At 60.9% G+C, this 12,960-nt stretch carries 15 protein-coding genes and 1 pseudogene; 9 read left to right on the top strand and 7 right to left on the bottom strand.

Translation table 11 applies throughout. From position 1 onward, the window contains the following. Nucleotides 1-256: 256 nt before the first annotated feature. Both JQ558_RS06790 and JQ558_RS06785 read right to left on the bottom strand, forming a co-directional pair. Entirely contained in the window at nucleotides 257-2,557 is a 2,301-nt protein-coding gene (locus tag JQ558_RS06790) for an ATP-binding protein (protein WP_212293177.1), read from the bottom strand. A gap of 3 nt (nucleotides 2,558-2,560) precedes the next feature. Further along, the gene (locus JQ558_RS06785) at nucleotides 2,561-4,150 is read right to left on the bottom strand and encodes a 5'-methylthioadenosine/S-adenosylhomocysteine nucleosidase (protein ID WP_249142382.1); all 1,590 of its coding nucleotides are present in this window, start codon (nucleotides 4,148-4,150) and stop codon (nucleotides 2,561-2,563) included. A gap of 153 nt (nucleotides 4,151-4,303) precedes the next feature. On the opposite strand from JQ558_RS06785, the gene JQ558_RS06780 reads away from it, so the two are divergent. Then, on the top strand, nucleotides 4,304-4,567 hold the full coding sequence (locus JQ558_RS06780; protein ID WP_212293175.1) for a helix-turn-helix domain-containing protein: 264 nt from the start codon (nucleotides 4,304-4,306) through the stop codon (nucleotides 4,565-4,567). Nucleotides 4,568-4,585: 18 nt separating this feature from the next. On the opposite strand, the gene JQ558_RS06775 is transcribed toward JQ558_RS06780, so the two are convergent. Further along, entirely contained in the window at nucleotides 4,586-4,771 is a 186-nt protein-coding gene (locus JQ558_RS06775; RefSeq protein WP_212293174.1) for a hypothetical protein, read from the bottom strand. Between the two features lie 86 nt (nucleotides 4,772-4,857). Between JQ558_RS06775 and JQ558_RS06770 the strand changes: the two genes are divergently transcribed. The 7 genes from JQ558_RS06770 (at nucleotide 4,858) to JQ558_RS06740 (ending at nucleotide 9,776) form a co-directional block, all read left to right on the top strand. Further along, nucleotides 4,858-5,190, top strand: coding sequence for a hypothetical protein (locus tag JQ558_RS06770; RefSeq protein WP_212293173.1), 333 nt, complete (start codon nucleotides 4,858-4,860; stop codon nucleotides 5,188-5,190). Beyond that, nucleotides 5,183-5,764: a hypothetical protein gene (locus tag JQ558_RS06765; protein ID WP_212293172.1), complete on the top strand. Its 582-nt coding sequence runs from the start codon at nucleotides 5,183-5,185 to the stop codon at nucleotides 5,762-5,764. Before JQ558_RS06770 ends, JQ558_RS06765 begins: the two co-directional genes overlap by 8 nt. Before the next feature lie 212 nt (nucleotides 5,765-5,976). Further along, entirely contained in the window at nucleotides 5,977-6,333 is a 357-nt protein-coding gene (locus JQ558_RS06760) for a hypothetical protein (RefSeq protein ID WP_212293171.1), read from the top strand. A 60-nt stretch (nucleotides 6,334-6,393) separates the two neighbouring features. Further along, the gene (locus tag JQ558_RS06755; protein ID WP_212293170.1) at nucleotides 6,394-7,392 is read left to right on the top strand and encodes a 3'-5' exonuclease; all 999 of its coding nucleotides are present in this window, start codon (nucleotides 6,394-6,396) and stop codon (nucleotides 7,390-7,392) included. Nucleotides 7,393-7,402: 10 nt separating this feature from the next. Beyond that, nucleotides 7,403-7,738: a hypothetical protein gene (locus JQ558_RS06750; protein ID WP_212293169.1), complete on the top strand. Its 336-nt coding sequence runs from the start codon at nucleotides 7,403-7,405 to the stop codon at nucleotides 7,736-7,738. 567 nt (nucleotides 7,739-8,305) lie between these two features. Next, nucleotides 8,306-8,878 carry a type IV toxin-antitoxin system AbiEi family antitoxin gene (gene abiEi / locus JQ558_RS06745; RefSeq protein ID WP_409410498.1) on the top strand — a complete coding sequence of 191 codons (573 nt, stop codon included), beginning with the start codon at nucleotides 8,306-8,308 and terminating at the stop codon, nucleotides 8,876-8,878. Then, entirely contained in the window at nucleotides 8,853-9,776 is a 924-nt protein-coding gene (locus tag JQ558_RS06740; protein WP_212293167.1) for a nucleotidyl transferase AbiEii/AbiGii toxin family protein, read from the top strand. The genes abiEi and JQ558_RS06740 overlap by 26 nt, the downstream gene beginning before the upstream one ends. 420 nt (nucleotides 9,777-10,196) lie before the next feature. On the opposite strand, the gene JQ558_RS06735 is transcribed toward JQ558_RS06740, so the two are convergent. Both JQ558_RS06735 and JQ558_RS06730 read right to left on the bottom strand, forming a co-directional pair. Next, on the bottom strand, nucleotides 10,197-10,409 hold the full coding sequence (locus tag JQ558_RS06735) for a DNA-binding protein (RefSeq protein ID WP_249142366.1): 213 nt from the start codon (nucleotides 10,407-10,409) through the stop codon (nucleotides 10,197-10,199). After that, nucleotides 10,406-11,044, bottom strand: coding sequence for a hypothetical protein (locus JQ558_RS06730; protein WP_212293165.1), 639 nt, complete (start codon nucleotides 11,042-11,044; stop codon nucleotides 10,406-10,408). Before JQ558_RS06730 ends, JQ558_RS06735 begins: the two co-directional genes overlap by 4 nt. Between JQ558_RS06730 and JQ558_RS38080 the strand changes: the two genes are divergently transcribed. Further along, nucleotides 11,010-12,053 carry a tyrosine-type recombinase/integrase gene (locus JQ558_RS38080; RefSeq protein ID WP_312014969.1) on the top strand — a complete coding sequence of 348 codons (1,044 nt, stop codon included), beginning with the start codon at nucleotides 11,010-11,012 and terminating at the stop codon, nucleotides 12,051-12,053. The two genes, JQ558_RS06730 and JQ558_RS38080, sit on opposite strands and share 35 nt — an antisense overlap. A gap of 113 nt (nucleotides 12,054-12,166) precedes the next feature. On the opposite strand, the gene JQ558_RS06720 is transcribed toward JQ558_RS38080, so the two are convergent. Together JQ558_RS06720 and JQ558_RS37120 are read right to left on the bottom strand one after the other, a co-directional pair. Further along, nucleotides 12,167-12,409: an anti-sigma factor gene (locus tag JQ558_RS06720; RefSeq protein WP_212293163.1), complete on the bottom strand. Its 243-nt coding sequence runs from the start codon at nucleotides 12,407-12,409 to the stop codon at nucleotides 12,167-12,169. Beyond that, nucleotides 12,387-12,594 (bottom strand): annotated as a pseudogene (locus JQ558_RS37120) (sigma factor-like helix-turn-helix DNA-binding protein); the annotation flags it as partial. The gene JQ558_RS06720 and the pseudogene JQ558_RS37120, both read right to left, overlap by 23 nt. Nucleotides 12,595-12,960 lie beyond the last annotated feature (366 nt).

The raw sequence follows: 12,960 nt of genomic DNA, 5'->3' as shown, positions 1-12,960 counted from the left end.
CTAGCGAGTGATCAAGCGAGCATCCCGCGTACAGATGGCCCTTTCCAATATGCGATTGTGATCCACCATCCGTCCATTTCCTGAAATCGCTCGGGCGTCGCCAAGCGCTTGAAGCGAAGGGGAAGGCCGAGGTTCTTGAGCTCTGCAGAAAGGTCGTCGGCCGCAGCCAAAAGGGCGACCCTGTGCGTGCTCGTCAATGCCTCGGCTCCGTTGATGGTTGTTGCTATCTATGACTTGTAACCCTGAGCGATTGCGGTCACTCGTCGCGAACACCAAGGATCTGATGGCGGACCGTGAACTTGAGAGCATGCTCCTTCGGCACGAGTTCGGACTCGAATTCCACTGGTATCGGCAGAAACACCTGATTGTCGAGAACGAGGGGAGCTTGTTCGAGGGTCACTTTGCCTGTGCGTTCGCGCTGGTCGTTCTCCTCGACCAAGTGCTCGAACTGGATGTCGTAATAAACGACCGCCGAACCTTCGCTGTAGAACAGATAACCGCCCCGATACCCTCCCCACGAAAAGTCCGCGGAGGGCTTGCGCTCCAGGAAAATCCTTCGATAGAGAACGTGAGCGTCGCTCGTGAGAGCCAGATAGAACCTGGATAGGCCAAGATCGGCGTGCACGTCTCGGGCATCAAGGATCTTCGCATCTATTTTCGTTTCCAAAAGACGGATTTCAAGTTCTCGTCGACGCTCTTCAATCGACTGACCGTCCTTTTGCCGCGCGGCTTCGCTTACTTGGGAGGGGACGGGCACCACGTCCGCAGTTCCGACGGATGTCGGCCGCGCGTATCCGGAGCTTCGCCGTCCGAAGACCGACGCGACCTTTTCGGGATCCATCTTGGTTATGGAAGCTAGTTGTTGGATCCGGCCGATATCCGCAGGATCGATCTCGAAATACTCGACCGTCGACTGAAGCCTACGGAGCAGAGCGTCGAAGTCGCGCTTTCTGAGATCGGGAAAGAACGATTCTAATGATGGAAAGATGGAGTCTCGGATGAAGATATCGAACACCGCGTCGAACGAATAGGAATCGCGAAGCGCTACGAGGCGCTTTATCTGCGGATGCCTGAAGTCGACGAAAAGGACCTTTCCGCCTCCTTCGGGATTCGACGTGGGCCATAGCATCGCGCCGTGGCTCAGTTCGCCGGCTTTGAGGTTCAGACCGTCGACCAAATATTGCGTGCGAAGGCGTTCCAGCAGTTGAAATCGAAAGACCTCCTCCGACATCGAAAGCCGATTGATGACTTTCAGACAAGTGACGCGATCAGCGAGCAGGATGCCGTTGCAGTAGCTTTGCAGATAGCTGCTTTCGACTCTTTGGCGCTGACCGTCAGACGACAGTAGAACGACCGTCTTCCCTTGTTCGCCGAACGCTTGAACGATCGATTGATCGTGACCTTCTCTTGCGTAGTACAGTTTCCCTCGTGCCACCGACTTGAGCGAATCGAGCCGCCGTCTTTGATTCGACCCGTGAACACGGACAGTCGTCGCACCGGCGAGGTTCCAAAGATTCGTCTGTGAAAGGTATCGATAGAAGGACGAGAAGCGCTCCGGGAGTCCTGCGGTCTGTGAAATGTGCTCCGCAAGCCCGCGTTCGATCGCCTGCACGAGCGACTGGACCAGCCGCCGGCTTTCGTCGGTCACCGCCTCGCGCCCTGCGGTGGGACGAAGGACTGAACTGTTTATCATTCCGCCCAGACCGAACACGGTAGTGATCGGTACGTTGGCCAGCATGAATCCGTGTTGATATGCCGAGATAACGTTGCGCATGGTGGAGAATACGGCGGTCACGTCCGTCTGTTTTCCTTCCCAACTGAACTCTTCCACTTCGATCTCGGCCTGACCGTTTTGAAGAGCTCTTATCCATATGGCGGCTTCGGCCGGCCCGCTCTTGACGTTCCAAATCCGGCCTTCGTCTCGCTCCACAGTCGGAAAGTCCGTCTGACCGAGGGTCCGATCGCCAACCCTGAGCGGCACGTCGAGGTATCTGACGATAGGATCGAGATACGTGTAGATCTGGTCGAGAGAAATCGGTTCGACGAGCGTGCCCGTAACCTTCGTACCCGGCTTCGAATCCTTCGCACCTTCCTCGTAGAAAACGCAGTCTTCCTTGGCGGAGAGGCGTGCCCGTTCGGCAAAACTCTTGATCGCGATGTCGCTCGAGCGCGTTCGGGTCAGCACCTCGAGCCGGGAGCATACGCCGAAATTCGCCATGCCGCCGATGCCGAAGGTACCGACGACGCCGGCCGTTCTGGCTTCCTCGGTGTGCTTGCCGCTCTTTCCGATGCTCCAGAAGAAGTTGGCGAGATCGTCGCGTGTCATTCCGATGCCGGTATCGGTGATGGACAAGCGATCGCCGACGAGTTCGATCGTGATTCCGTGCCGGGTGCGACGCTTCGAACCTCGCTCCCGGTAGCGCTGCATCCTGATCGCATCCACGGCGTTCTGGACGTTCTCCCGAAGGAACGCGAACGGCGAAGTATAGATCTCGCGCGCGAGCAACGGAAGGATGCGCTCGAGGTCGACTTCGATGGGATGTCCCTTTGAGGCCATGAGCTATGTTCCTGATGCGCGGAAGCTCGGAAACCGGCGGGCAAACTCCTGACGCGTCAGGATGGCGGCCGGGTCGCCGAACTCCGCTTCGTGACGTTTCCAGAGTTGTTCCGCCAGATCTTTCCGGTCCTGCCCGGGGCAGGCGAACATCGCATGCTCGAGTTCTCCGCGCGTGAGATTGGGTGGTCCAAGCGATTGCGCCAGTTCGACGATCGAGACTTCCGCACCGATGTCGGCAAGAGCGCTGAAGTAGCGCTCGCGAATGCGCGGGCCTGTCCCGATCCGGTCCTTCAGGAAGCCGACGACGGCCTGCGCTCCCGCATCCTCGTCGAGCCGTTCGGCTTCGGCCAGGACCGGCGTCTGGGCGTCGTCGGTCTGGTCGCCGGCGCAGACGATCTCGACGACAACCGCGTCGAAATCGGCGATCAGAGCGTCGGCTGCACTGTTGGACAAGCCCTCGCGGTAGCGTTTTACGGCGCGTACGACGGCCTCGGCTGCGACCTCGACGGAGAAGGTACCGGAAGGTTCGACCCGCCCTTCGATGCTTTCGATCATCGAGCGGAAACGGGCATCGCTGGCCCGGAGCCTGTTCACGTCGACCGGGACGGCATTGCCGGAGGCGACGACCAACGGCCCGTGGGAGTAGACGCCGAGCGCCACGCCTGCGGCCCATGCGCCGCCTGGGCTGTGCCTCACAGCCTCGATCAATCGGCGGATGACGTCGGGGCGCGGTTGTCCGCCGTCCGCGGCGACCGCGAGCCCAACGGCTTCTTGGAAGCCCTCCCACTGGAGCAGCGCCTGCAGCAGGGTGGCGGCATTCGTGACGCAATAGCGGCGCCAGGCGTTCTTGCTCGATTTGTCGAGCTTCTTCTTGTTCTCGTCGGCGCCGTCCGATATGCCGCGAATGACCAGATGGGGGATCCGGTGCACCCGCTCGGTGGCAGCATAGGCGAATCCGGCCGCCTCCATATCGATGGCGATGAATTTGCGGTCGACTTGCTTGATCTCGGCCGCGAACGCCTTGGATGCGGCGACAACGTTGCCGGAAGCTATGTTGCCGCGATGGAATTTGGGCGGCGGGGTGCAGATTTCCCCCTTGTCCCGCACCGGCAGGCCGTCATACATCCGCGCTGCGCGGTCCCGCCAGGCCTGATAGGAGGTACGGGCCGAGAATTCGAAGTTATTCAGCGCCTCCCTGATGCGATATTCGAGCGGCCAATGGCGTCCGGAGTACCTGAATTCGTAGCCGCCTTCGGCGGTTTCCGCCCGGGAATTCGCTTGATACTCGTTGATTTCCGTGGCCACGGCCACGTCGCCGACGAACAGGTCGTCGTCGAGGGCGCCGGCCGTCCCCAGCATGACGAGCAGCCCGATGTCGGCGTACTCCAGAAGGCGCTGCGTGGCGTGCATCGCGGGCAGCGGGCCCATCTGACCGACCAACGACGCGATCGCTTTGAAAGGCCCGAAATCCAGCACATGGAAATGCGTCCCGCCGCAGGCGAGAGATTCGACAAGCGGCGCGACCTCGATGACGTATTCGAGCTCTTCCTGCAGCGCGACGATGACGCCGATATCATATCGTGGCTTGGGCATTCCCGACCTGACGGGCCAAAATGGGGCGACTCGCCATGATAACCTCACTGTTGGGCGGGGGAAGATGCTCTGGTGCCGGCCCACCGGCGGCCGTTGGACTGGCGGCCGGGAATCAGAAAAAGTGACGGCGTTTGACCTTAGAATCGAGCGCGCATGGGACGAAACGAGAAAAAGCAGCCACCGAGCTTCCTGCGATACCGGAAGGTCCTGGGCGACAACGTCCTGAGATTGAGGGAAGAGGCCGGGTTGTCGCAGGCAGAGTTGGCGGAAAAGGCCGACCTCAAACGACAGGCCCTGTTGAGCGACATCGAACGATCCAGGGAAACCGTAAATCCGACGTTGGAGACGTTGTGCCGGCTGGCCGCCGCCCTCAAGGTCGATGTCATCACCCTTCTCTCCCGGCCCGACAAGAGCTGATTTCGACACCTTGATTGTCTAGATCCTGTGTTCTTGTTTTGCGAGCCACTCCACGATCGCGATCTGGACGACGTGAGAGACGCGCGAGTTGCGCCTGACCGCGGCGATCTTGACCTGCTCGATCACGTCCTCGTCCAGGATGCACAGCATCTGCCGCTTGCCTTTCGGCACGCGCTTGCGTCCTTCCTTCTTGTCGTCCGTCATATCGACTGACCCCAGATCTATATCACTATTGACACGCTCGGTCTTATACGTTATAACGTATAATTATGAAGCTGGCGAGAAGAGACATGACCTACTTCGAATACATCAGCAGCAATAGGTGGCGTAGCAGCACCGCGCGTCTGGCCGAGCTCGAAGCGGCCGGCCACCGGTGCCGGACTTGCTACGCCGCGGACGACGAGGCGCGCCTGGAGGTGCATCACAGGACATATCAGCGCCTGGGAAGCGAACTTGTGGGCGACCTCACGGCCCTCTGCAGCTACTGCCATCACGCGATCACGGACGCGCTTCGCCGCCGTCGCTATGCATCGATCCGACCGATCGTCGTCGACACGGCGCCGCTATTTGAGCGCCCCGTGCCGCTCTTCGACCCTACTATGGGATACCGCCGCCATGGATGATTTCGAGCAGATTTCCTTGCGCCTCACCGGCATGCGGCCGCTCCTCATGCATAACGGCGCCCTCGCAGACCCGCTCGACCAGCATTCGGTCGATCTTGCGGCATTCACCGGCAAGCGATCGAAGACGAAGGCCGATCACGAGATCATCGCCGAGCTCGAATGGTACGGAAGCCTTTGGCTGCACGATTCGCAGCCCTGCCTGCCCGAACACGTGCTCGAAAGCGTCTTTGTGGACGGCGCGCGATTCAAGCGGAAAGGGCGGGAAGCGACCGCGGGCTTGGAGATCGTCGCACCGGCGATGATCCATCACGACGGTCCGCGCGATCTGCCGACGATGTGGAAGAACACAGAATTCCGCAAACGAGCCGGCGTTCGGATCCGCCACTCCAAGACGATGCGGACGCGGCCGCGGTTTCCGGTCTGGTCGGCCGAGCTCACGGCATCGTATTTGCCGTCTCTTCTCGACCGAGAAGAGGTCGTGACGTTCTTCAAGATAGCCGGCGCCTTGGTGGGCGTCGGAGATTGGCGGCCGAAATTCGGGAAGTTCGCGGTTGAAGAGGTCCCCGGCCCCTAACGGGGATGACGTGGCGGGGCGTGGCCCGGCGTGGCGCGGCAAGGCGAGAGCCCGAAAGGGCTGCTCCTTTCTATTTCAGTAAGCGTGGAGACGACAGTATGAGTACCAAGAGGATTTTCCGCAGTCGGGCACGGAAGGCGCCGACGACCCGCGGTGGCGACCGACCCGATGCACTGGCGTCCGCATTCGATCCGAAGGCGAAGTGGAGGACGTTGCGCTCAGCGCAATTCGACGACGCGGATGTGCGCGCGATCGATGAACTCCTGGATCGAACCGTGATCTTCGGTCGGGAGGACTGGCGGGCCGCTATCGACGGCGACCCGGCGGCCGCCATCCGGCTCGTGATCACATTCATGCCCGTGCGCGAGATCACGCCGCAGATCGATCTCGCGATGACTGCGCTGCTGCGTCTCGCGGTCGGAGGCGATGCGGCGGCTGCGGCGGCTCTTTCGTTCGTTTTGCGCAACCTGCCCGGCCGCTGCGCGCTTCATCGGGACCTTTCGAATTCCTGGCTCATCCGCAACACGCTGAGCGCATACGGCAAGTCCCGCCGACGGCCGACTGCATAATCGACCAGCCGGGCCATTCGCCTTTTGGCGGGATCCAGAGATCAATCCTACGAGATGTCCATGACGAGCGACCTGCAATTGGATTTGCGCCAGCCCGCGTCGAAGTTCCGCTTTCCCGCGCCGGGGCGCGCGACGCAGGCAGAAGCGTCGGCACCGGCTGTGGGCACGGCTGCGACGGTGGAGGACCTGGAACGGATGGCGGCGATGCTGGAGGCGGCGGGGACGTACCGGGTGCTGCGGCGCCTGAAGCCGCCGCCCCGGCTGCCGGCCGACGGAAGCCAGACCAGGCGCGCGGTTTTCGTGGACGTGGAGACCACGGGCCTCGCGCACGGTCACGACGAAGTCATCGAACTCGCGATGGCGGCTTTCGACTATTCGATCGACGGGCGCATCCTGGGCATCACCGATTCCTTCCAGTCCTTCCGGGATCCCGGTCGACCGCTGCCGCCCTTCGTCACCCGACTGACCGGCATCACCGACGAGGCGGTCGCCGGCAAGCATATCGATCCCGATCGGATCGCGGATTTTCTGGCCGGAGCCTCGCTTGCGGTCGGCCACAACAGCTCGTTCGATCGTCCGTTCTGCGAGGGATTGTGCCCGCGCTTCGCCGCGCTCCCTTGGGGCTGTTCCTACCGCGATGTTCCGTGGGCGGACGAGGGATTCGAAAGCGCCCGTCTAGGCCATCTGGCGATCGGCCATGGCCTCTACTTTGCTGGCCACCGGGCGCTGGACGACTGCGTGGCGGCCATCGCCATTCTCGCCCTGCCGCTGCCCCGCAGCGGCAGACCTGGCATGGCGGCGCTGCTGGAGCAGGCGCGGGCCACCCGCTGGCGGGTCCGCGCAACCGGCGCGCCGTTTGCCGCCCGCGAAGCGCTCAAGGCCCGCGGCTACCGCTGGGAGGGACGAAGCGGCTTTCGACGCGGCTGGTACCTGGACGTCGCCGACGAGGGGCTCGAGCGCGAACGCGACTATCTCCGCAGCGAGATCTACGGCCGCCAGGACGCTCCGCTCGAGGTGCAGGCCGTGTCCGCGATCGATCGTTATTCGGACAGGTGTTGAGGAGACCGCCATGACGAAAGGAACGAAGCCGGCGCGATCGAAGCGTGTCGAAGCGCGTCCCGACCCCCGATCGTGGGAGATGGACGAGCTCATGACACTCAAGGAGGCGGTGGAATTGCATTGGCCGGACGGGCTCATCACAGTACCCACATTGCGCACTTCCATCCGCCAGGGCCGCCTTGCCGTTTGCGAGATCGCCGGCAAATATTTTCTGACTCGGCGGCTGTTGCTGGCTCTTTCGACCGGCCAGATCTTGGACCCCTCGCCCGAGGCCGTACGGCCCCGGCGTGGTGGTGGCATGAGCGCGGCAGAGGCCCGCGCAATCGCCGGCCTCCCTCCGCAGTGATGGCGCTGGAACGCAGGTCACGATCGAAACCGGCGTCACGTCGGCAGAAACGGGTCAACCGGCGATTTCGCTGTTCGACGTCGGCTCTATGCGCATCGCCACCTGAGCAGTTCGTCTCCGCGGGTCGCCGCCGACGAAGCGACCCATCGTCCCCGGGTCACGCGGTCTCCAACATCCGCTAACCTTCCAACGAAACCAACCTCTCCTGCCGGCGACGCGATGGCTCCTGCGGCCTCTTCCCGCATCCGCCGGTCGTTCGATCTGCAGCAGCTCGAGCGAGGCGCCGGCGCGCGGCCATAACGTCGAGCCTGATGCGGCTGCATTCATCGTGGTGATCTACCATCGTCCGGAAATGGTCGGAAACGATGCCGTCATTATCTCACGAAACCCCTTGTTTTATAGCCTCGGCGCCGCATCCGTGGACGCTCAAGTCGCAAACGATCCGCTAACCGAACGAGATATCGATTTTCTAAGATATCTTTTTTGATAACCTATATCTGATTTAATTCCAAAGCAATCCCATGAGCTGCCTTGAAGTTATCTTTTTTGATAACTATTGTATTATACATGAAAAGACGAGAATTGGTTGAAAAACTGAACGCGGCGGATCGTTCGGGCGTGTGGGCTTTCACACCCTGCTCGTTCGGCAGTCTTTTTGGCAAAGACGACCCGCGATACATCAAGCTCATGATGAAGCGGCTTGCCGACCAAGGCGTGCTCACGCGGGCGGCCCGAGGAACGTACGTCAATCCTTCGGCGCGCTCGCTACCCTCCGACCTTCGGCGTGGCCTGATCCGCTTCCTGCGTCCCAGAGAGATCAGCTACGTCAGTCTTGAGACCAAGCTGTCGGAGGCAGGGGCCATTTCGCAAGTCGCGACGGCTTTGACCTGCATGACCACGGGATCCTCAGGTACGTTCGAAACGCCTTGGGGCATCGTCGAATTCACGCACACCGGCCGCGGTATCGATCTCGGCGCGGACGTCTATCGCGGGGACGACGGTACGCTGGAGGCAACGATCCGTTGCGCCGCGCGCGATCTTCGCCGTGTCGGACGAAACGTCGACCTCATTGACGAAGATACCCTGGCAGATGCCATCGCCGAGGAGCAAAGCCATGAATCGCAAGGCGTCCACGCTTAAGAGCTCCATCGAAGAATTCATGCGCCGCCAAGGCATCGCGGCGGAGATGGAGCAGAATCTCGTGAAGGAGGCCATCCATCTGCACCTGCTGTCCGCGATGTCCGAAGCGGGCATTCTGCGGCACGCGGTCTTTCAGGGCGGCACGGCCCTGCGCCTCTGCTACGATGGAGAACGCTACAGCGAGGATCTGGATTTCGTCTGCGGTAAGTCCGGATCTTACTTCAGCGATGTCGAGTTCAAGACACTCATAGAAGCGGCCCTGGAAACCACGAAAAAGACCCTCAGCCGCGATTTTGGCATCGATGCCGCACAGATATCGCTAAAGAAGCCTCCACATCCCGATCTCGTCAAGGAGTCCGGCGTCAACGTCGCGGCTTGGCAAATCATCGTGCCTGTGGAGGCGATCCGTAACGCCCCGAAGTCGCGGATCAAGATCGAGTTCGCCAACGTTCCCGCTTACGCCACGAAGCCCATGCCGGTACGCGCCACGCCGGGACTAGTGCAGGTCGACGATGTCATCCTGACGGTGGAAACGCCGGACGAAATACTGGCCGACAAGGCAGTGGCGCTCACCGCCCGGACCGCACTCAAATTCCGCGATGTATGGGACGTATGGTTTCTCCAGGACCGCCTGGAAGCAAAAGCCGATCGCGGAATCGTCGCCAAGAAGTTCGGCGATTATGGAACGCTCGAGGTCGAGGAAAAGGCTTCGCAGCGCCTGACCGAGCTGTCCACCGAAGCGACGGCACAGGCATTCCTGGCGGAAATGAAGCGATTCTTGCCGGCGAAGCGCGTGACGCAAATATCCGAAGCTGGACTGCACCGGTCCATTCTAGAGGAAAGCTGTCAACTGCTGAGATCGGCGGTTTTGCCTTCTGCGACACCTCAACCCAGTTGAGACCACGCTAGGATTTGAACAGCGGCAAGCCATCGACCGACGCCACGGCCGCCATCTTCACCCGGCGGCTTCTCGCTTTCGGCCTGGATTTATACTCGCACCATTGAAAATGGATCGCGATCGGCACCGAGTACTCGTATTGAAGACCGGTCCGAGACGATCTACCGCGAGTATCACCTCGTGCCGTTCGATGAGAGCGGCGTTGAGAAGGTTTGCGATGGTCCCTGCCGAACAGCGCGGAGGCGCTCCGAAGGCAATCCGTTCGAATGCCTGGACCTCGCATTTCGACATACCTTCACAGGGATTTCTAGCTTCGACCGTCATCGTGCCCCCGGCGCTATCCTTAGGAAAGCCGACCCATTTTATCGAAGAAGTCTTCCACAGCTTCGCACGTCAAACATTGGACCTCTGAAGCTGGGATCATGGATCTCGGCTTGCCTTCCCTTCCCGATCCGCGAGCCACTGCACGAGCGACGACCTTCGGGCGTAAAGCTTCTTGCCCATCTTGATCACCGGCAAACAATGGTGATCGGCGAGGTGGTAGACTTGCCGCCTCTCCTCCTTCGTCCCGAACATGAAATCCGATATCTGGTCGGCTCCTTTGAGCAGATCCAGCTTGGCGTCGCCGCTCATGGCGCCTCCAAGCATTTCGCGATCTCGGTCAAGCCGACCTCGTCACAGGCTGACGTCTTCCTCGTTCGTGGCTTCCCACGTTGCCCAAAGGTCCAGATGTCGGAGACACCGACGAACCGTACGGTCAGAGACGCAAAATGCTGCGGATATTGGACGCTGAATCTCACGTTCAGCTGGGCTTCCGGAAAGCGGTGGGACGCGTAGCGGATGAATTCGTTCCCGCGACCCAGCAGCCGGAGGGCCGCCGCGAGACCTGCTACTACGCCGGCCTGCGGCTCGCTCCCGAGGAGATCTACGCGCCCGTCGTAGGCGCGGCCGCCCGCGTGACTGTAAGCGGCTGGGCGCCGCACGCCCTGCGATACCGCGGGGAGCGCCTTCAACGCCTTCACGCTCGTCACGCCGTCCTTCATCAACGCCGCGCCGTAGAGCGAACATATGAGCGACGCGGCGTCTTGATGCGTCATGCGCGGAGCCGTAATCCCCCTTCCACCCGTCGTGACCAAACCCTCCTCACGCAAAAAACGCATGTGACCGGTCACCTCGGTCAGCGGCAGCTCAAGCGCGGACGAGACGCTCTCGACGAGTTCGCGGGAGTTAGCCATCGACCAACCGCCGATCACCGGCGCCGCGACCATCGCCGCCGCCGGCACTCATGTCGCGGCGTCTGCCTCCAAGACGGTCGAAGAGGCGGCGCATGAGTGGCTGAAGGACTGCGAGCGCAACGGACTCGAAAAGACGACGCTCGACGTTTACCGCCAACGCGTCAAGGACCACATCAATCCCTTCATCGGACACTACAAGCTCGCCGCCATGACGACGGTCGACGCAAAGAACTTCTACGAGAGTTTGTTGGACCAGTGCCGTTCGCGCGACATGGTTCGCCGCGTGCGGATCAATGCAGGAGCGATCTTCCGCTACGCGCAGAGCAAGGGTTGGGTCGTCAGTAACCCGATCGCGCTTACCCCTTACAAGCACGCCAAGCGAGACTACAAGCGGCCCCCCATGCCGACGATGGAGGAAATGAAGACGATGATCGCCACGACGACCATGGCCTGGCAAGATCATCTCGTCATGGTGTTCGTACTGATCTTTGCCGGGCTGCGAGCGTCCGAGCTGAGAGCGCTCACCTGGAGCGATATCGACTTGAAAACGCACATCCTAACGGTCAGACAGCGCGCGGACAAATGGGGACGCATCGCGAAGCCGAAATCCGAAGCTGGCACGAGGGACGTGCGCTTTGTGGCTCAACTCGCGCTCGAGCTCAAGAAATGGAAACTGCGATGCCCGCGCAGCGACCTCGATCTCGTCTTTCCTTCGTTAACCGGCACTGTGCAGAACCTCGCCAACATCATGAATCGCTTCCTGCGACCCATGCAGATCGAGGCTGGCATCGTCATCAGGACCACCACGACGACCGAGGATGGCAGGAAGGTGGTGAAAGCTCGCGCCAAATTCGGCATGCACGCATTCAGACACTTTTGCGCATCACTTTGGATCGACGCGAACTTCTCTCCGAAGAAGATCCAAACGATGATGGGCCATGCATCGATCGAACTTACCTTCGACACCTACGGGCACTTGTTCGATGCCCGAGAAGACGACGACAAGGCAATGAAGAAAATCCAGACGAAGGTACTGGGCTGAGTTCCGGTCGCTTTCCTCGCTGGGGGCACGCACCGTGGCATTGCTGAGGTTTCAACCCGCCGTAAGGCTATCCCGCGATCGGAGCCCATCCTGGAGGACTGTGGGCCCTTAGCTCAGGCGCGCCGTCTGCGTTTTGTTTCCAATATGCGCGACAAGTTAAGGGCCGTCGGCAGCGGCTCTTCCGCGATCGGTGCCAAGGCCGCGCTAAGCATCGCTCGTTGGTTCAAATATCCGTCGATCTGCCGAGCCACATCCGGATGGGCGTCAAGATAATCGGCAACCTCGGCACGCCTCACGGCGTTCAGAAGACCATCGTCGTATGAGTGCAGATCATCACCCGTTATGGGCCTGCTCATTGACCCTCCGCAGCTTCGGCTTTCCAAGATATGGCGAGTCCGTCCCTATCTTCATGAGTTGCAGAAGCTTCTCTCGTGCCCGGGAAAGTCGCGACATTAAGGTTCCGACGGGGACGCTCGGGACGCTCGCCGCATCTGCGTAGGATAAGGTCCTCGACCGCGACCGCCAAGAGAACGCTGCGCTGCTATTCGGGGAGTTGAGCAAGCAATTGAAGGGCGTCTATGTACAGCAACCCGCGGATTCAGCCACGGTCTTCGACGTTCCGGTAGGTACGGTGATGTCACGTCTATCGCGAGCACGACTGAAGATGAGGGATGATATTGAAAGCGATTAGGGAACACATCCGCAACTTTGCGCCCCTGCGGTAGCTTCCCTGAATAACGTCTGGCCACTTCAGGGAGGGATGGCACACAGCATCAATGTCGTCCTCAACGCATACGGCGCCGGATGCGGCACTCGCCGACCGAGCGATCGGGCGCTGGACGAATGACGAACAAAGCGCCTCTTCCGTGTTGCATCGGTGTTGCATGGAGCAGACGGTACTGGGCGT

The organism is Bradyrhizobium sp. AUGA SZCCT0160 (genome assembly GCF_018130105.1).
Classification (GTDB): Bacteria; Pseudomonadota; Alphaproteobacteria; order Rhizobiales; family Xanthobacteraceae; genus Bradyrhizobium.
The sequence above is the reverse complement of the archived record's forward strand: the minus strand, read 5'-3'. Positions and strand labels throughout refer to the sequence as shown.